The organism is Ruegeria sp. CDSA079 (assembly GCF_059612245.1).
This window is the reverse complement of record NZ_JBXWQF010000004.1, coordinates 56706-73741: the sequence shown is the minus strand read 5'-3', so window position 1 is coordinate 73741 and position 17036 is coordinate 56706. Positions and strand designations below refer to the sequence as shown.

Sequence of the window (17036 nt, the reverse complement as noted above, 5' to 3'; positions counted from 1 at the left end):
CTTCATCCAAACTCATGTGAAACCGTCGCTTTTTCTTGATGCCATTTTACGGTGCCGTCAGTTTTCTTCGGGCTGTAGGGTTTCTTCACTGAAACTAGGAGGAGTTGGGATTTCTCCGTCGTCTAACGGATCTTGAGGATGCCATGAACTCAGACCCGTGATCGGGCGCGTACAGTTGATCTTAATATTTCTTACTACAGGACCCAGAACTGTCGATCTGCTTTGTACTGACCAAGCACTTGGTGGCAAACAGGGTAGTGTTCCGCCCTTGCCCCACCTCGGCCCGTTCATTTTTTCAACTCCATCGTTCCCAATTTTCGCGCCACCAATCAACAAGCCCGCGCCTGCGACAGCGACACCCGCTGCAAGTCCCCCGGTAAGCACGGTTGCTGCGGCAAAGAGCCCGGCGACACCTATTCCAGCTACTAGCGTCCCAAAGTTTCTCTCAACTTTGCCACGTTCATTCAGGTCTCGAAGCTGAAACTCACATTTGATCGTCCGAAATGAAACAACGCTGTACAACGTGCTTGACAGCTTCACCCAACAATCCGGAGGTGTTCTGTCTTCCGACAATACCAAAGTCTCCCAGCGGTCTTGGGTCTTGAACTCTCTTCTTATCTCAAACCACTTCACAGAACCGTCTGCGGCGGTGATAACTCCATCGTACTCCAGTTTGCTCCATGTTGGACTTGCCATGACAACGCCTCCAAACTTTCAACACTTCATTGCGAAATGGGGTTGAGGCAAGTTTAGCATCATATCTGCTCGCTGACCAAACTTGCCTTCAGAGACATTGGTTCCAGAGGCCTAAACGGTTTACCGCGCACGCGAATTTTTGGAGGCCCGATTTGGCATTCTATCGTTCGAATTGGGGTACCCCAGCCCTCAGTAGTACAAGGTAAGAACGGTTGAACTCATCGCGGGCAGCGGAACGAACGCGCTCAGCAACTTCGAGGTTTGCTTTGGCTTCAACGTAGTCCAGAGCCGTCACTTTGGCGTCGGCCTCGGAACCATCGAAATCAGCCATTTGGTGGGTCACATTTTCGAGTGCAACGTGGGCATCGGACGCCCTCAGGCCAGCCTCTCGGAGTTCCCTATGGGCTGCCCCTAAGGCGGTGATCATGTCGGTAAATGTCATTTTCTCTTTCTCACTTGGACCCAGAACGCAATGAGGCCCCAAGAACCACCACAGGGGTAAACCGCAGCAGCCACTCAGGGCCTCTTCAGGGGCGAGTTAAGGGTCAGTTGATGGTTGTATTCGGATGGGTCACGTCGCCCCCATCCTCGGGAAACTCAGGCAGTACTCCGAGGGCTTCCTCAAGAGCGTTACTACGGCGCACCTTTTCTTTGGCTTCGGCCTCTTCTGCCTCACGTTTCTTATCCTCGGAATTAAGGAACCTGTGGGCTTCTGCCAGCCAGCTTGCCTTAGGCTCAGAGCGAGAGATGACCTCACCAGAGGCAGGGTCAATCTCAGGGACACCGTAGGTCAAACCGTCGAGGAATTTCTCTCTCAACAGAACCCTGATTTGTTCGATGCCGCCATAGTGTTCTTCACGTTCGCTCATTTGGAACCGTACGCTTTTCCGTGTTCAACTTCGACCGTACGAACACCGCCATCACTGCGGATGGAAGCAGCGGGATTTCGTGGTGTTTCCTGACCAGCGATGTATTCACCGCCAGCCGTCACACCCTTTTCCATCAGGATATGTGTGCTGTCGGGTAGTTCGATCAGGGGGCACCGGGGGGTTCGCGCGGCACCTATATCTATCTCTGTCACTCACAATTTTTCGCCGGTTTTTAGGAACGCTGCGCTAGAAAAGACCATTGATGTCCAGCGGCTTTCCCAGTCCCATCAACACCTTAGGAACGCCCTATGGGACAACCTGTACGGTCAGCCCTTAAGCTCACCTGTAGGTTCCAGCTATCGAGCAGCCTAAGAGGCGCCTGAAGGGCACTCAGAAGGCCAGTTCTGTGGTGTTCTAAAGGTTCCTGCGAGGGTGGGTTGGTCTTCGATCAACAGGTTTTGGAAACGCCGAAAACTTTTGCTGGCTTTTCCAACCGCAAACGGCTGACAGACTGCCCCTAGTCACGCTGGTAAATAGCGAAAATTGCCTACCATTCCCGCACTCTTTAGAAACCACTTACCCTTCACGAGTACGTAGAGCAGGTCCACATTAGCCACCCAATATTCACCACCATTTGATGGTCCTAGATGAACTTCGGCCCCAGCTTCAAAAAAGCCGTCGCCTATTGTCGAACTGGTTACGAATAGTTTTGTAATGTCACCCCGGCGTCTAATTGACCAACCTCTGGCCCCTCCCGCTGACTTGTTGGTCTCATAGAGAGAATGACCTACAAGATCAGTCTTCATGTCTTCCACACCCGGAAGAGCAGGTAATTCGTCGGTCTCGCTTTGAAAGTACCCATCATAACAATCAAGACGCTCTAGTGAACTCTCTATCGAGGCGCATTCTTGCTGCGCAAAAGCAGCCGTGGCGCAAAAGTGCACAACCAATAACTGAACGAACAGTTTAAGCATTCGGTTTTCTCCTACAGTGTTCATCTTCAATTCTTCAAGCAAACGACGGTAGAGCCGCAATAAAATCGTCGCTCCAACCACTAGGCGTGTGCGGCCGGAGTGACCCGGACCAGTGTGCGCTTAAAATGGACATGTCGTCAAAGCCCGCCTTGCTGACAGGTTGGATTAATGGCTGGCCCAGCTTCTAAGCTTTTCCATTGCTTGTAAGTCCTGAGCATAAGGTGCCCCTGATGGTATGCCTGAATAATTCAGGTGCGCTATCAGGTGCTAACCTTAAGGTGCAGACTTACCCGTTCTTGCGAACATGGTGATAAAGTTTGAGCCGGAAGTGATGGCTAACCATCATCAATCCTCAATTGGTCTTTCGGAGCGAATGCGCCCTTGAGTGTCCCCTGATGGGGCCCTTAGGAAGGGACTGAGCCAAAACTTTCATCTAACGGGAACGGGGTCTTAAGTGCCTTATTTTTATGAATAAATGAGACCCTCAGGAGAGTTCATCTCTCCCGCCTTTTTCTGGAAACCAAGTGCGGGAAGCGGGAGTTGTCTGCAAAAGTGAGATCGTCTAATGCCTGCTGAAGATGTTGAGTACTAGTTTTTGTCAACCAAAAACCATTCGAACGAATGCAGCAGTGCTTCCAAATTGATACGCTCTGGGTTAACGACTTAACAAAACTAAAAGAGCAGCAACATGACCACACCCGACGAACTTTTTGAGATCGCAAGCCGTTTAGAGGCAGCGTCAACTTCCAAAGAACTCGCTGCCGCTGAAAATGACCTTTTGAATCTCGAAAGGGTTGCAAAAGAGGCTAAGCGTGCATTTTCCGGGTCATGGATGGGATATCATGCCTATGTGTACACTAATGATTTGCTCCCCCCACCTACAGGGGTCCGTTTCAGTCAGGAATGGGGCTTAATGAGAACCCTTGGGTCCTCAAACCGTAGTAAAGAGCATTGGAAGGAATATGACCCCGAAAAATTGACGAACAGATTACGCAAAAGGGCGGGCGACCCCGATCTGAGCGACGTTGAAGACGCATCGGCATCTGCTACCGAAGCGTTCAACGAAGCGAAAGCCGAAATCAGTTCGATACTTTTGACGGAGAGTGCCGATACTTCTGATACCTTTCTTTCAAAGCTTCTAGACGACTTAAATGAACTAAACGCCTACACAGCATCAGAATTAGCCCAGATATGGCAGCCGCGCGGTCAAGTCATATCGCGTGACACGGCAGCAATTGGTCAGCGTAATAAAGTACCTCCGCATGTCATCGTATTGGCGGACGTTGCTTCTATCCGGCAACCGTTTCTTGTTTGCGCGGAAGCAAGCAAAATTTGCAAGAAAGCTGCCTCACATCTTGAGAGAAAAGCGAAACGCGTGGATCGTGACGCCAGAATTGGTACCAATGTCTTCATTGGGCATGGACGCTCACAAGCTTGGCGCGAACTAAAAGACTTTGTTCAAGACCGCCTTCACCTTCCTTGGGATGAATTCAACAGAGTGCCTGTGGCTGGAATAACCAACCAAGCCAGGTTGTCGGAGATGCTAGACGCGGCATCGGTCGCACTGGTCGTCATGACGGCAGAAGACGAAACATCTGAGGGCAAAATGCAAGCTCGGATGAATGTCATCCACGAAGTAGGTTTATTTCAAGGACGCTTAGGGTTTACAAAGGCGATTGTTGTTCTCGAGGACAGTTGCGAAGAATTCAGTAACATTCAAGGCTTGGGGCAAATCCGGTTTTCAGCCGGGAATATCGCATCCTGTTTCGAAGAAGTGCGGCGTGTGCTCGAACGAGAAGGTCTGGTCAATTCATAGGAGTGGGGATTGCAGATCGACGCATAGGCTTCACATACAGTGCAAGGCTTTAAAGTTACGCACAGAAGGCAAACACGGTATGCGGACACTACTAATAAAAAGGGCTGCACTGAAGCGGCCCCTGAGGTTTCGGTTAGGTGGGGCGTGTTTGGTCTACAGCCCAGCCTTAACGCCCCACCTAGCGAACTCTCTCAGCCGCGCCTCACGTCCACCATAAGTATTCTCAGCAACCGACTGAGCGGAATGCCCTAGATACCCATGACGCACCTCTACAGGTGCCCCTGCATCCCTCAGCTTATCGCTTGCCCTGTGGCGCAGCCCGTGGACCTTCATACGCTTGTCATCAGTGTGCTTTCTAACCGACTTCATCAAAGTCGCAGAGGCAGCCGTAGGGCCTCCGTCACGGCCATATGAAGGGAACAGCGCTTCACTACCCTTGCGCCCCTCTACGCGCTCCCTGAGGGATTTCTTGAGGCTGTCTGAGGTTATGGGAACGTACCTGTCACTATTGCTATTCTTGATGCCGTTAATTTCGTTGGGGGTGATCAAAATGGATGGTGTTTCCCCGGTCAGGTCAACATCGCTTACGCGTAAACCACAGGCTTCACCAAGCCGCATCCCGGTGCCTTTCAGCACCCGCCACATATCAGGAAGGTCTTTGCTTCGACCGCCTTCTAAGGTCTTCTGGACGGCGTCGACAACACTGTCAGGTAGCGGGACGTTCTTGTCCAGCGAACTAACTTGTTCCTTGGGCCACGCCAGACGCTCGAAGGGGTCGCGCCCCGCTGGTATCTCTAGCTCCCTGACTGCATGGCGGTAAGCGGCAGCTACAATAATCATCTCACGCTGGCACGACTTTAGTGCCAGAGGTGTCCCGTTTGCTTTCTTAAGCCCTAATAAATGGTCCTTGAACGCGCGCGCCGTCAGCCGGTCGACACTCTCAATAGTCACCTCATCCAGAGATTTCCTTAAAGCGTCGCTTAGTCGGCCAAAGGTGCGATCAATCCTGACCATCTCTTTCCGGTTATCAGCAAGCCCATTGTCTTTCGCATAAATGTCCCGCATGTCAGCAAGCGTTGGTTTCGGAGGTTCCTGATTAGGGTTAAGGACGGCAGCGACAACTTCGGGGGCTTCTCCACGGGCAGCCAGACTTTGCCCTACTACTCCACGGGTCCAGCTGTCGTCGGGGTCCAAGCCTTGAATACCCTCCATGTATTGCTCTGCTAGGCGCTGGGCGTCGATGAATTTCTGAGTTGCGGACCTGTTATCAACCTCAGGGTGCCGCCTAAGGGTATCCTCAACAATGGCGTCAAAATTTCTCAGGTGAAACTGGTACTCGCGCTGAAAAGCCGCCCCATCACGAGCCTTAATGTGTTTCTGGTAAGCGTCCTCACCAAGAATTTCGCGCACCCTCTTGGGCCACCTTCTGCGAAAACGCCACTGAGTGTCACTGATTTGGTCTACGTATTTGATAGTCAATTCAAAGGCCATTGTGTGCTGTCCGTGTGTGCTGTTTGCGTTATGCGACACACTCGGAAAATGCTGAATGCCTTTGTTTATAAGGCCAAAAACTAACTGATCAAGCTAGTTCTGGTGCGGTCGAGAAGACACACTAAGTGCAGCAGACCATTGCAGGCTGCGGCACAGCCAATTTAATTTCAATAACTTACCTGACGCCCTGTTGCTAGAAGCCGCACACCGATGCAGAAAATTGCAAGTCAAATGTGGGGCCAATTGTGGGGCCGAGGGCAATGAAATGAGCAGAGCAAGACACAAACTAAGTGCGTCAAAAGTAAAGAACACTGAAGTCGGGACGCTGTACGACGGAGGTGGTTTGCAGCTTGAAAAGACTTCTCGAACTTCAGGAAAATGGATCTACCGCTACAGCTACATGAGCAGAAGAAGGGATATGGGTTTGGGACCATACCCCAGCATCAGCTTGGCTAACGCGCGCTTGGCGAGGGACCAATGGGAAAACGTCAAAAACAATGGTCGCGATCCCATTGAAGTTAGGGAAGAAAAACTCGCTCAAAAACAAATCGAACAGAATGCATATGACCCAACTTTCGAAGATGCCGTATCAAGCTGCCTCAAACACAACGCGGCTAAACTAAAGAAAGGTGGGGTTGCTGGCAGATGGCGCTCTCCATTGGACACCCATGTAATTCCGAAACTTGGGAAGCGGCGTGTTTCCTCGTTGAAAACCCACGACATCGTCCGGGTGTTGGAACCAATTTGGACGAACCATAAGCCGACCGCCGACAAGGTAGTTCAAAGAACTAGAATGGTATTGAACTTCTGTTTGGACCAAGATGCCAAGGTAGACCCTCTAATCGTAAAAAAAGCTGTAGGCCGCCTTCCTGTAATCAATCACAAAACCAACAACATTCAAGCCACGCCTTGGCAAGACGTGCCCGCATTGTACCATCGCTTGAATAAGCCAACCTCCAGCAATCTTGCGTTAAGGCTTATCATCCTGACTGTTCAACGCGCAGACAGTGTTTGCGGCGCTTGCTTTGACGAGATTGAAGGTGATGTTTGGACTGTACCCGCAGAGCGCATGAAAAGCACCGAGAGCCATGCCGAAGACTTCCGTGTCCCGTTGGCGCCTGAGGCCCTGCTAATTGTAGAGGAATGTAAGAAGCGAAGAAAAAACGGATTTCTGTTTCCTGGACATGGAGGCAAACCTATTCATGGAAACTCTCTTTTGAAGGCACTAGATGAAATGGGTGAGCCGGGTCGTCCTCATGGATTTCGGAGTAGCTTCAAGGACTGGCAACGTGAGAATCATGCCGGTTTAGAAACAATTTCAGAGACTTGCCTAGCTCATAAAGTTGGGAACAAGACTGAGCGCTCGTATCAAAGGTCAGACTTATTGGAGCCGCGGCGTATGCTCACGTCCAAGTGGTCAAGCTTCGTAATTAACCAGCAAATCTTCGGCGACCAACTGAAATAGGCTGTGAACGTGTCTGCGGTTGAGTAGCCCGGAACTCTAGCTCTTTGAAGCTGTCATTATGCGAAGATGAACAAGGCATCTGGGATCCAGAAGGAGCGAAACGACTACCCGACAAGACATAATTCGTTCGCGCAGCTCTCACCTATTGCAACCAAAAGTATACGTGTATAGGCTCTATGCAAAAAATAGAAGCAGCCATAAGATCATGAAATTTATCGATTTATTCGCAGGACTGGGTGGATTCCATCAAGCGCTGGCACAGCGTGGTGGCGAATGTGTGTTTGCTTCTGAACTGAATCCGCACCTGGCAGCTCTTTATAATCGAAATTTTGGAGTTCTCCCGGCAGGAGATATCCGGGAGGTCGACCTTGGGGCAATTCCCGATCACGATATCCTTTGTGCTGGTTTTCCTTGCCAACCCTTTTCAAAGGCCGGTGATCAAAAGGGACTGGAATGTCCGCAATGGGGAAACCTTTTTGACTATGTGGTCGGCATTCTAAAGTTGAAGAAACCACGCTATTTTATAGTAGAAAATGTTCCAAACCTCATGCGCCACCAAGGCGGAGAAACTTGGAAAATCATCTGCGATCAACTGCGGTCGCTTGGCTACGACATTTCCTTTCAACGCCTGTCTCCGCACATGTTTGGCGTTCCGCAGAAACGCGAACGCGCGTTTATTGTTGGTGATCTTGATGGTTTGGGGGAGTTTTCTTGGCCGATTCCTACCGAAATTTCCTCAACTTCCATTCACACAGTTCTCGATGACGACCCTGACGAAGCACACGCTCTAAACAAAGACCATCTCAAGTACCTTGAAACATGGCAGGACTTTATAGCGGCTTTTCCAGTTGATGAGCACCTGCCATCGTTTCCGATATGGGCTATGGAGTTCGGTGCGAATTACCCATTAGAAGGAAAAACACCAGATGCGATTGGCTACAGTGGCTTGAATTCTTTTAAGGGCGCGTTCGGTGTTTCTTTGGATGGCAAGTCCCCGAATGAAGTCAAAAAACTGCTGCCTTCCTACGCTCGCACATCGCTTGTAGAGTTTCCCAAGTGGAAAATTGATTTCATTGAAAAAAACCGCAATTTCTACTCACGTCACCAAGACATAATTGATCCGTGGATTGATCGTATTAAAGATTTTCCTCCAAGTTTTCAGAAACTTGAGTGGAATTGCAAAGGTGCCGAACGTAACATTTGGAACCACGTTATTCAGTTTCGTGCCAGTGGCATTCGTGTCAAAAAAACTGACACGGCACCATCCCTCATCGCAATGACCACTAGTCAAGTGCCAATTATTGCTTGGAAGAAGAGATACATGACACCAAGAGAATGTAGCCGCCTACAAAGCATGGGCGCTCTAAAATTCTTACCCGAAACAAAAGACGGAGCGTACAAAGCTTTCGGTAACGCGGTCAACGTTGACGTAGTCAGGAATATTTTCGACGCATTGACGGATCGCGAGACAAAGCAGTTCGAAAAAAAGTTGGCGGTGGCAGTTGAGTAATGACCCAACTAAGTTCGGTAAACATTCGACCCGGCGTAAACGTTCTTTCCGTATTACCGCATCTAAATTACAAGGCTTGGTTCGCGCTTGCGGAGTTCGTGGACAACGCCATTCAAAGTAGTATTAGCCAGCAAAACGCACTGAAAAAGGTAGATGGCGGCGGTTACAAACTTATCATCGACATAGACTTTTACCCCCAAGAGAATAGCATAACAATCAGAGATAACGCGGCAGGGATTGCCGAACGAGACTATGCGCGCGCTTTCCGACCAGCTGAGGTTCCACCTAACGCAACCGGTCTGTCAGAGTTCGGCATGGGAATGAAGAGTGCTGCATGCTGGTTTGCGCCTAACTGGAGTGTCACCTCCAGCGCGCTCGGAGAAAACATCGAACGAGCCATTTTCTTTGATATTGATAAGATTGTAGAGGACAGTGTGGAAGAGTTGCGTGTCGTTCCGACTCAAGTTGCAACCGACAAACACTACACGGAAATTCGCCTCGACAATATCCGCCGTTTTCCGCAGGGAAACACGGTAAAGAAGATCAAAAGTCATCTAGCAAGCATTTACCGTGTCTTCATCCGAGAAGGCAGTATGGAACTACGTATTGACGGCGAACCGCTTGAATTCGAAGACCCTGAAATACTGTTAGCGCCGAGTTACCGTGATCCCGATGGGCCCGATATCCAGTGGAAGAAAGACATCAATATTGATCTGGGTGACGGCAAAGCTGCGACGGGCTTTGTGGCTATCCGCAAGACTATTAGCAACCAATTTGCCGGATTGGCCCTTTTTCGACGAAAACGGCTCATCATGGGCAGTTTCGATGAAACCTACCGACCGAAAGACATTTTTGGTGCGTCGAACACCTACGCATATCTTCGTGTTTTTGGAGAGATACACCTACGCGGCTTTCACGTCAGCCACACCAAGGACGGTATCAAATGGGAAGAGAGCGAAGACACGTTTCTTAAGGAACTCCGGAAGATACTGCTATCTGATGAGCTTCCGCTTTTGCAACAAGTGCGTGAGCACCGTAGCAAAAAAGACGCGAAGGCTAAACGGAAGGACGCTACTACCGCGCTAAAGACGATGGCCGAGCGCCTCAAAGGGCAGGATTTATCGCATTCCACACCCGGCGCAGGACGCTCTCCTGATTTGTTCCAACAAGATGAGCCTGAACCATCGCCGGAAACTCCGCTTCCCGATATTCCGCCAAACAAGCAGGAACATGTACAGGTTCGAACGCGCTTTAGGGATGAGCAATGGATCGTCTCCATCGAGCTATCCTACGCAGATGATGCTTCTAAGTGGCTTGATATAAGCAATAGACCGTCCATCGCAGACCCCGAGCCGCGCCAAATCAGCATCCGTATCGCAATGCTACATCCTTTTATGGCGCAGTTTCCGACTCTGGATTCAGAAGGCTTCCTTGCGGTCATGAACATCGCGGCGGCCATGGCTCTCGCGGAAATTGCAGCTGGCGAACGCGCTGATCGAAACCCGTCCGCTGTTCGTCGATACACCAACGAAATTCTCAAAAACCAACTTTCAAAACCAATCGCCAATGACTGACCAACCAAACATAATTACGATCTCTGCCAACAATTCTGTTTCTTCTGGAAAATGGTCCCCAGTTCAGGGGCCCGCGCTCACTGATCTACTGAATTCCAATGACAATCTCTCAGAAACCGAAAAAGAGAGGTTAGTACAGGAAACCGTCTCTATCCTCAGCGAGTGTGCGCCGCCGCAATGCTGTGATCATAACAATACCGGTCTTGTGATTGGTTACGTACAAAGCGGAAAAACGCTGTCATTCACCAGCCTAACGGCGCTGGCCAGAGACAACGGCTATCGACTTGTAATCTTGCTGGCAGGAACAACCAACAACCTTGTCGAACAGTCCTTTGACCGCCTAAAGACCGACCTGGACAAGGCCGGTGCGCGTGAATGGAACCGGTTCACGACGCAGCAAAAGGCTTTTCAAGAAAGTGAAGCCGGACGCGTGAACAAGGAGCTTGATGCATGGCGCCGCAATTCTCCGCGTGCGCGTACCATCATCATCGTATCGATGAAACAGCATCAACATCTCGAAAATCTAGCACGCTTGCTCGGCGAGTCTGATTTTTCTGACATTCCAACGCTCATCATTGATGACGAAGGTGACCAGGCGGGAATGAATACTAAAGCCAAACAGGAGGATGAAAGCAGAACCTACCAGCGCATTAGGGAATTAAGGGAGTTGTTTCCTCATCACAGCTATCTCCTCTACACTGCCACGCCGCAGGCTCCTTTGCTCATAAGCAGGATCGATGCGCTATCCCCAGACTTTGGACGCGTCTTGACGCCAGGCGATCATTACGTCGGCGGTCAAGAATTCTTCATTGAAGGGCAAAACAAGTACGTTGAACTCATTCCGAGCAAAGATGTTCCTGACAAAGACGATTTGCCACTTCAACCGCCGGAGAGCCTTAAATCCGCTCTACGGGATTTTTTTATCGGTGTTGCCATTGGATTCCTAGAAGGGGAATTCCAAAAAGGCCGAAACCGTTCAATGATGATCCATCCAGCGGTCGCAAAAGACGAGCACTTGATGTTCGCGAGATGGGTTCGCCAGATCACAGACCACTGGACAGACATCCTTCAAGACACAACCCATCCGGAGCACGAAAACCTTTTGAAGCAATTCGATGCTTCAGCCAGGGGTTTACTTCAGACCTATGAAACCGACTTTAGCTTCGTTGACATTGCCCCTGTCTTGTTTGAGGCAATGAAAGAAACAACCGTTCAAGAACTCAATACACGGGAAAAAAACCGCATTGCGCCAATCGATTGGGAAGCAGAATATAGCTGGATTCTTGTGGGTGGGATTGGACTCGACCGCGGCTTCACCGTGGAGGGCTTGACCGTATCCTATATGCCGCGTTCAACAGGTGTTGGCAACGCCGACAATATCCAGCAAAGAGCACGCTTCTTCGGCTACAAGAAACGCTATTTGGGTCTATGCCGTATCTACCTGACAGAAGAGAACATAAGTGCTTTCTCTGGGTATGTTCGCCACGAGGAGACTATCCGCGGATCAATCCGTAACCACTTGAAAGGAGGAAAGACACTTAAAGATTGGCGCCGAAGCTACCCTCTGGACAAAAGTCTAAAGCCCACGCGTTCTTCAATCATTTTGTTGGAAATGTACCAATCAAAGGGAAAAGGTGGTTGGATCATTCCTAATCACCCCTTCGACGACGCAGAAGTTGTTTCGGACAATCGTGACACCGTAGACGCAATCTTAGATGCCTTTGCTTTTGAGTCCTACGAGGAAAACGGGTGGAATGATGAACAAGTTGTTCCCAAGTTCAGCAATACACTGCGCTTAGCCGAAATTGTCCCTTTTATTGGCCAGTTTCGTTACAAATGGCCGGACGACACACTTGAACACGGTGCACTAATGCTGGGGCTTGAACGAATGATCGCTGATGAACCAGAAATGAGATGCAGTTTCTATGCTCTATCTGGACCCTGGTCGGGCGTAAGTTCGAAGCGAAGTTTATCAAAGAAGACTCCGCCTAAGATCAAAAACCTATTCCAAGGTTCTAACGCTCGAACAAACTATCCTGGCGCGCGCGCACTGGTGTCCTCGGAGACCGTGACATTTCAACTCCATCGCTATGATATTCAAACGGCCGACAAGAAGCGCTTGCTTAAAGACGTGCCCATTCTCGCAGTTCACATACCCGATCCTTTAATGGAGCGCGTTTGGATAGAAAGGTAACGCACTATGCTGTTCGCGCTTTACAAGAAGCTTTGCGAGAACATCCCACGAGCCGAAGGCTCTCAATATGGACTACCTGTCACAGGCTCGAAAACGCTATGGCTCGCAATTGATCACAAAGCATATCCATCGCTTCTGTTAAATGCCAAGGAGACCGATGTAAGGCCAGATATCATTCTGAAATCCGTGGATGTTGAGTTCTCAAGACACTGCCAAATTCAAACTGCTGGCGGTCAGGTACAATCAGGTTGCTACTCAGTAATCCGGTTGAAAGACGATGAACCTGACATTGTACGCCTCTTCATGAAGATCCTTGAAGAGCGTTTTAACCGCGAAGGTAACGCATTCAAAAACTCCGAAATAGCGGAAAGTATTCAGGAGATTGCCGCGCTTTTTAGCAAAGTCGTTAGCAGCCCTAGGGACCTTATCGGCCTTTGGGGTGAGGTCTTCGCGATAGCTCAATCCGTAGACGTCGATAAAGCCGTTCAATCCTGGAGCTCCCGAAAAAACGCAAAGTACGATTTCATCGCAGAAACTTTTGTTCTTGACGTCAAAACAACGCTCTCGAACACTCCGAAGCACAGATTCTCGATGGAACAACTGCGTCCGGCGGGTGACTATTGTGCATATGTTTTTTCACTCTGCGTCGAAGAAATCCCGGCGGGCAGATCTGTCGGTTGCATGATAGACTTGGTCGCGGAACAAATTACCGATGCAGAACTTCGTAACGCATTCCTGCTTCAATGCTTGACCAAAGGTGGGCGCGATATCTATCGAAGCCCACTTCGACTTCAAGCATATCCCGACAAGAGTGCTTTCAGGATATATGATGCGCGAAACATACCAGTGCCAACCGTAGAAGCAGGTGAACCTATCGAAAATATTCGGTTTGATGTTGAACTGTCTCACGTAGCGCACTTGGACACCCCGCTAGTGATGGAAAAACTCGGGTTTGGATAACGGTGCACTCAAATTAAACACCCAAGACCGCCGGCAGTTACTTTCCGGTCACTTACCAATTGAAGACTGTTACCAACCCAAAGCACCGTCGATCCAGGGGCCATTTGGTCTTGACCGCCCTCACAGTGAAGGCGGAAACCGTTGTTCAATAATGTTGGACAAAATGGCTGATCGAACCATTTAAAATGAAATCAAAGCATCACGTTGGGTCTGAAATTGTCGGCAGGTGATTTCCAAAGTACCCAATACATATTTCACCCTTTTTATAATCGGCCAGGAAATGCATTCGCTTGGAAAGTTTAAAATTTTTCACATGAGACTCAAATAATACCCTCCCAAGATCTGGATGATCAAAGGTGCGTTTCCGAGCGAATTTCTTATGCCCCATAGTCACCGTACTTTCACCGGAAATATCCAATCCAGTACGCTCAATGAGTTCTTCTTGGGAGTTGGAGTTTTTTATCTCGGAATTCAATCTATTCAAAACATTTAGCAACTCCACACTATTCGGACCCGAGATTGCGGGGTTGCGCAACGCCTTCAACGCCTCTTTTCCAAAAATAATATTCTGGAAATCAATATTGTTTCGAGCTTTCAGTTTTGAAAAGTATCCGGCGCTCTCCTGCCTCTCCCTTTCTAAGTCCTTCAAAAAGGGCTCTATTTGAGCCAGAGTTGCGAAATTTCTAACTTTATAGATCTCTTCCTTAAGAAAGCCACCAGCTTCAGTTGTCTCCAGTATCTCTAGACACTCATCTACCCAGCGATCATGTGATGGAAAACTTAGGCTTGGGTAACCAAGTTTTGCAGCATATCCAAGAGCATCAACTGAGACACTGTCATCCTGAGCAAGTGAGAAGATCCTTTCTTTTAGCACTTTCCCTACATCGGCGTTTAGTGGACATGGCACATTACTCATTACCCTTTTGATTGACCGGCGTTCATCCGTGTCAACTTCATTATTCAGCCAATCGCCAAAATTAAATGTTTCAGAATAGTTTAAAGTGCTCCAATTGCCCTCGACGCCATCGGCACGAGCACATCGAATTTTGGCTTCATATGTCTTCTTTAAAATATTGAAAAAGTTTACTAAATCGCTTCCAAAATTCGTGTCGCTTGGGAAAGGAAGTGAGGCATCATTCAAAACCACGCAATCTGACATCCTCAGCCCTCTGACAGAAGTGCATCGAGGTTCTTATCCCACTCATCAAAGAAACCGGTAGGCCAGTGCTCGATTCTGCCACGGTCATCAATTGAAATTTTCTCCACAGCCGCGCAATGAAGGTCATTTTCGGAGTTTCGGGAGAGGAAGTATGTCTGAACACAGTCTCGTTCAATAAATCCAGATTTCACAGAGTTTCGGACCCCATTGAAAAAGTGATCACTATGGGTCTCAATGAAAATTTGCACACCGCTTTGAGCTGCCATCGATGCCAGCTTTGCGATTAATGACTGCCCACCTGGATGTAGATGCGACTCCGGATTTTCAATCATAAGTAAATCTCCGGCTCGCGCAGATAATATCGCCAAAACCACCGGTAGAACATAAGTCAATCCAAACCCTGTGTTCTCGGGTCTAAATTTGTCGGTTAACTCAGATGCCGAAGCAAATTGATAGTGCAAGCTGGCCTGATTTATATCAGGGATAATTTTTGCCACGACCCTTGTTCCCGGTGTGATCTCTGACATCCAAGCGTTAATATTATCAATCAGGGAACTTGTTGGCGATTTTGGATGAACCAGTGAATCAAGGGGTATGTTTTTGCTTCCATTCACTGCCAAAAAATGCGCCGTGTACTCACCTGTAATTCCGAGAGAGCGGCTCTGATTGACAGCATAGTCTGAAACTTCATAAATTGTTTTAGGACTAATTCTATCGGCAGAAAGATACTGGAAATTTGAAGTGAACAATGATTCCCTAAATGGCTCCCCAGAGATCTTGCAGCCTTCTGGGGAAAGCGGCTGCATGTCGGAGGATTCCTTGTAGGAGAATAAAAGGTCTAATTCGGAAGCCTCCCAGATCAAGTGAATGCCGATAACTTCCTTGTCCGCACCCACAAATAACACATCTCGACCAGTTCCGATATTTGTGTAGTCACCCACAAGTGAAACACCAGTATCTGGCAAAATATGCTTTTCAAATGACTGTCTCAAGAGTAGTAGAGATTGAAAAATCGATGATTTACCGGCTCCATTCAAACCGGAAAAAATATTTAAACCTTCAAGATCAAAATACTCTTCCTGTAGGGATTTAAAATTGACCAAAGAGAGCCTTTCGATCATATTTGTGTTCTCCGGATAAAGTCCTGAATGAAATCTTGAATGTAAGAAAATCGTGCGTAAACGTGTGCTGTACTGGCGGTCGACCGGCTTATCGTTTCATTGAATTCTGGGTCATTCAGCAAGTCAGAGAATTCTTCAAGGAATTGCTCTCCATTTAGCAAAAGAGTCTCTTGGTCGTCGTATTCAAGTTCGGCCAAACCCACAGACAGAGCCTCAAACAATGGTTTGTTAACTAGTCTCTTCTGGCCCGCAACGAGGGATTTCCTGAAGGCATCTTCTCCGAAGATTTCATGTGCTATCTCCATCGAGACAAGAAATTTTTGCCCATATGCATGTAGTAATTCATCGTCCATTTCAGATATTTTTATCATTGCGGCATCTAGGAACTTGGGCAAGGATGACCTGTATTCGTCCAATCCAAAAATTGCAAAAGCCAGATGTCTTAGAACCAGTTCCTGTTGTGACATTCTCTTGTTGTTTTTTCCAACAACCGTTTCAAATGCAGGCTCATGAACCAAATAAGTCAGAAACGCTGACGCCTCTCCGTTGTTTACAGATTGGCTCATTGCATGCCGAATTTCCTGTGGCGTGAGCTTCAACCCTCCTGTGTTGATTCTGTGAAACAAGGAATACTTCATTTGCAGAGGTGTCCCTGGTCTGATCAGGTACACCGAAGTTTGAAACTCCTCAATGCGTCGCTGTAGCGGACGAGGTAAGTCGTCGTAACGACAACCTTCAAATTCCTGCAAAAACTCAAGGTTAGTAAGAGCAAGAGTCTTCTCTAAAACGAAGTTTTTGATTGCGGAAAGTCGCTGAAGTCCGTCGACTACCTGCCATTTTTCATCAGAGACTGCATCAAAATAAAATGCAGGTATTGGTAGCCTAATGAGTATTGACTCAATCAACCGGCTTTGAGCCTGTTTGCTCCACAAATCACCTGACCGCTGAAAGTCCGGAAGAAGATCAATTTCTCCGTGTTTCAGTCTAGAGATCAACGCACTCAGATTTGGAGTTGTAATTGTTACATCAACTTTTTTTGGATCGAATGGTCGCTCGGTATCAAAGGATGTTTCTGAGCTCCCATAATCTTCATGCTCAAAACCGTTTTCGTCGTCGAGTTCGATTTGGTCGACCATACCAGTTCCTTCGAATAAGTCACAGATGCTCCGAAATCTCAGATCGGCTTCCCCCCGATCACCTCCAGTTT

At 48.6% G+C, this 17036-nt stretch carries 15 protein-coding genes; 6 read left to right on the top strand and 9 right to left on the bottom strand.

The annotated features are described in order from the left end of the window. Positions 1–57: 57 nt before the first annotated feature. The 5 genes from AC2FJZ_RS05485 to AC2FJZ_RS05465 all read right to left on the bottom strand — a co-directional run bounded on the left by AC2FJZ_RS05485 (position 58) and on the right by AC2FJZ_RS05465 (position 2539). Positions 58–696, bottom strand: a complete 639-nt coding sequence (locus AC2FJZ_RS05485; RefSeq protein WP_496776388.1) for a hypothetical protein — start codon at positions 694–696, stop codon at positions 58–60. 160 nt (positions 697–856) lie between these two features. Continuing rightward, entirely contained in the window at positions 857–1138 is a 282-nt protein-coding gene (locus tag AC2FJZ_RS05480; protein ID WP_496776387.1) for a hypothetical protein, read from the bottom strand. 103 nt (positions 1139–1241) lie between these two features. Then, on the bottom strand, positions 1242–1565 hold the full coding sequence (locus tag AC2FJZ_RS05475; RefSeq protein WP_496776385.1) for a hypothetical protein: 324 nt from the start codon (positions 1563–1565) through the stop codon (positions 1242–1244). After that, complete coding sequence (locus tag AC2FJZ_RS05470; RefSeq protein WP_496776384.1) at positions 1562–1777, bottom strand: hypothetical protein; 216 nt, start codon at positions 1775–1777, stop codon at positions 1562–1564. The genes AC2FJZ_RS05475 and AC2FJZ_RS05470 overlap by 4 nt, the downstream gene beginning before the upstream one ends. A 309-nt stretch (positions 1778–2086) precedes the next feature. Beyond that, complete coding sequence (locus tag AC2FJZ_RS05465; protein ID WP_496776382.1) at positions 2087–2539, bottom strand: hypothetical protein; 453 nt, start codon at positions 2537–2539, stop codon at positions 2087–2089. 688 nt (positions 2540–3227) lie between these two features. Between AC2FJZ_RS05465 and AC2FJZ_RS05460 the strand changes: the two genes are divergently transcribed. Beyond that, positions 3228–4355 carry a TIR domain-containing protein gene (locus tag AC2FJZ_RS05460; RefSeq protein WP_496776381.1) on the top strand — a complete coding sequence of 376 codons (1128 nt, stop codon included), beginning with the start codon at positions 3228–3230 and terminating at the stop codon, positions 4353–4355. 153 nt (positions 4356–4508) lie between these two features. Here AC2FJZ_RS05460 and AC2FJZ_RS05455 read toward each other — a convergent pair whose 3' ends face one another. Next, entirely contained in the window at positions 4509–5765 is a 1257-nt protein-coding gene (locus tag AC2FJZ_RS05455) for a tyrosine-type recombinase/integrase (RefSeq protein ID WP_496776379.1), read from the bottom strand. Between the two features lie 346 nt (positions 5766–6111). Between AC2FJZ_RS05455 and AC2FJZ_RS05450 the strand changes: the two genes are divergently transcribed. The 5 genes from AC2FJZ_RS05450 to AC2FJZ_RS05430 all read left to right on the top strand — a co-directional run bounded on the left by AC2FJZ_RS05450 (position 6112) and on the right by AC2FJZ_RS05430 (position 13549). Continuing rightward, positions 6112–7311: a tyrosine-type recombinase/integrase gene (locus tag AC2FJZ_RS05450; protein WP_496776377.1), complete on the top strand. Its 1200-nt coding sequence runs from the start codon at positions 6112–6114 to the stop codon at positions 7309–7311. Positions 7312–7516: 205 nt separating this feature from the next. Continuing rightward, positions 7517–8821 (top strand): DNA cytosine methyltransferase, encoded by a 1305-nt coding sequence (locus tag AC2FJZ_RS05445; protein ID WP_475210060.1) that lies wholly within the window; start codon positions 7517–7519, stop codon positions 8819–8821. Continuing rightward, on the top strand, positions 8821–10395 hold the full coding sequence (locus tag AC2FJZ_RS05440) for an ATP-binding protein (RefSeq protein ID WP_475210062.1): 1575 nt from the start codon (positions 8821–8823) through the stop codon (positions 10393–10395). The genes AC2FJZ_RS05445 and AC2FJZ_RS05440 overlap by 1 nt, the downstream gene beginning before the upstream one ends. Then, positions 10295–12589, top strand: a complete 2295-nt coding sequence (locus tag AC2FJZ_RS05435; RefSeq protein WP_475210064.1) for a Z1 domain-containing protein — start codon at positions 10295–10297, stop codon at positions 12587–12589. The genes AC2FJZ_RS05440 and AC2FJZ_RS05435 overlap by 101 nt, the downstream gene beginning before the upstream one ends. 6 nt (positions 12590–12595) lie before the next feature. Next, the gene (locus AC2FJZ_RS05430) at positions 12596–13549 is read left to right on the top strand and encodes a PD-(D/E)XK motif protein (RefSeq protein WP_475210066.1); all 954 of its coding nucleotides are present in this window, start codon (positions 12596–12598) and stop codon (positions 13547–13549) included. Between the two features lie 199 nt (positions 13550–13748). Here AC2FJZ_RS05430 and AC2FJZ_RS05425 read toward each other — a convergent pair whose 3' ends face one another. Genes AC2FJZ_RS05425 through AC2FJZ_RS05415 form a run of 3 tightly spaced genes read right to left on the bottom strand, consistent with a single transcriptional unit; the run spans position 13749 to position 16965 of the window. Further along, entirely contained in the window at positions 13749–14696 is a 948-nt protein-coding gene (locus AC2FJZ_RS05425; protein ID WP_475210068.1) for a hypothetical protein, read from the bottom strand. Positions 14697–14710: 14 nt separating this feature from the next. After that, complete coding sequence (locus tag AC2FJZ_RS05420; RefSeq protein WP_496776373.1) at positions 14711–15829, bottom strand: AAA family ATPase; 1119 nt, start codon at positions 15827–15829, stop codon at positions 14711–14713. Continuing rightward, positions 15826–16965 carry a DUF262 domain-containing protein gene (locus tag AC2FJZ_RS05415; RefSeq protein ID WP_475210072.1) on the bottom strand — a complete coding sequence of 380 codons (1140 nt, stop codon included), beginning with the start codon at positions 16963–16965 and terminating at the stop codon, positions 15826–15828. The genes AC2FJZ_RS05420 and AC2FJZ_RS05415 overlap by 4 nt, the downstream gene beginning before the upstream one ends. Between the last annotated feature and the right edge of the window lie 71 nt (positions 16966–17036).

Bases quoted from the DNA above. Each gene is read 5' to 3' on its own strand.
- AC2FJZ_RS05415 (WP_475210072.1), bottom strand. From the start codon at position 16,965: ATGGTCGACCAAATCGAACTCGACGACGAAAACGGTTTTGAGCATGAA.
- AC2FJZ_RS05420 (WP_496776373.1), bottom strand. From the start codon at position 15,829: ATGATCGAAAGGCTCTCTTTGGTCAATTTTAAATCCCTACAGGAAGAG.
- AC2FJZ_RS05440 (WP_475210062.1), top strand. From the start codon at position 8,821: ATGACCCAACTAAGTTCGGTAAACATTCGACCCGGCGTAAACGTTCTT.
- AC2FJZ_RS05430 (WP_475210066.1), top strand. From the start codon at position 12,596: ATGCTGTTCGCGCTTTACAAGAAGCTTTGCGAGAACATCCCACGAGCC.
- AC2FJZ_RS05465 (WP_496776382.1), bottom strand. From the start codon at position 2,539: ATGCTTAAACTGTTCGTTCAGTTATTGGTTGTGCACTTTTGCGCCACG.
- AC2FJZ_RS05480 (WP_496776387.1), bottom strand. From the start codon at position 1,138: ATGACATTTACCGACATGATCACCGCCTTAGGGGCAGCCCATAGGGAA.
- AC2FJZ_RS05475 (WP_496776385.1), bottom strand. From the start codon at position 1,565: ATGAGCGAACGTGAAGAACACTATGGCGGCATCGAACAAATCAGGGTT.
- AC2FJZ_RS05460 (WP_496776381.1), top strand. From the start codon at position 3,228: ATGACCACACCCGACGAACTTTTTGAGATCGCAAGCCGTTTAGAGGCA.
- AC2FJZ_RS05450 (WP_496776377.1), top strand. From the start codon at position 6,112: ATGAGCAGAGCAAGACACAAACTAAGTGCGTCAAAAGTAAAGAACACT.
- AC2FJZ_RS05445 (WP_475210060.1), top strand. From the start codon at position 7,517: ATGAAATTTATCGATTTATTCGCAGGACTGGGTGGATTCCATCAAGCG.
- AC2FJZ_RS05485 (WP_496776388.1), bottom strand. From the start codon at position 696: ATGGCAAGTCCAACATGGAGCAAACTGGAGTACGATGGAGTTATCACC.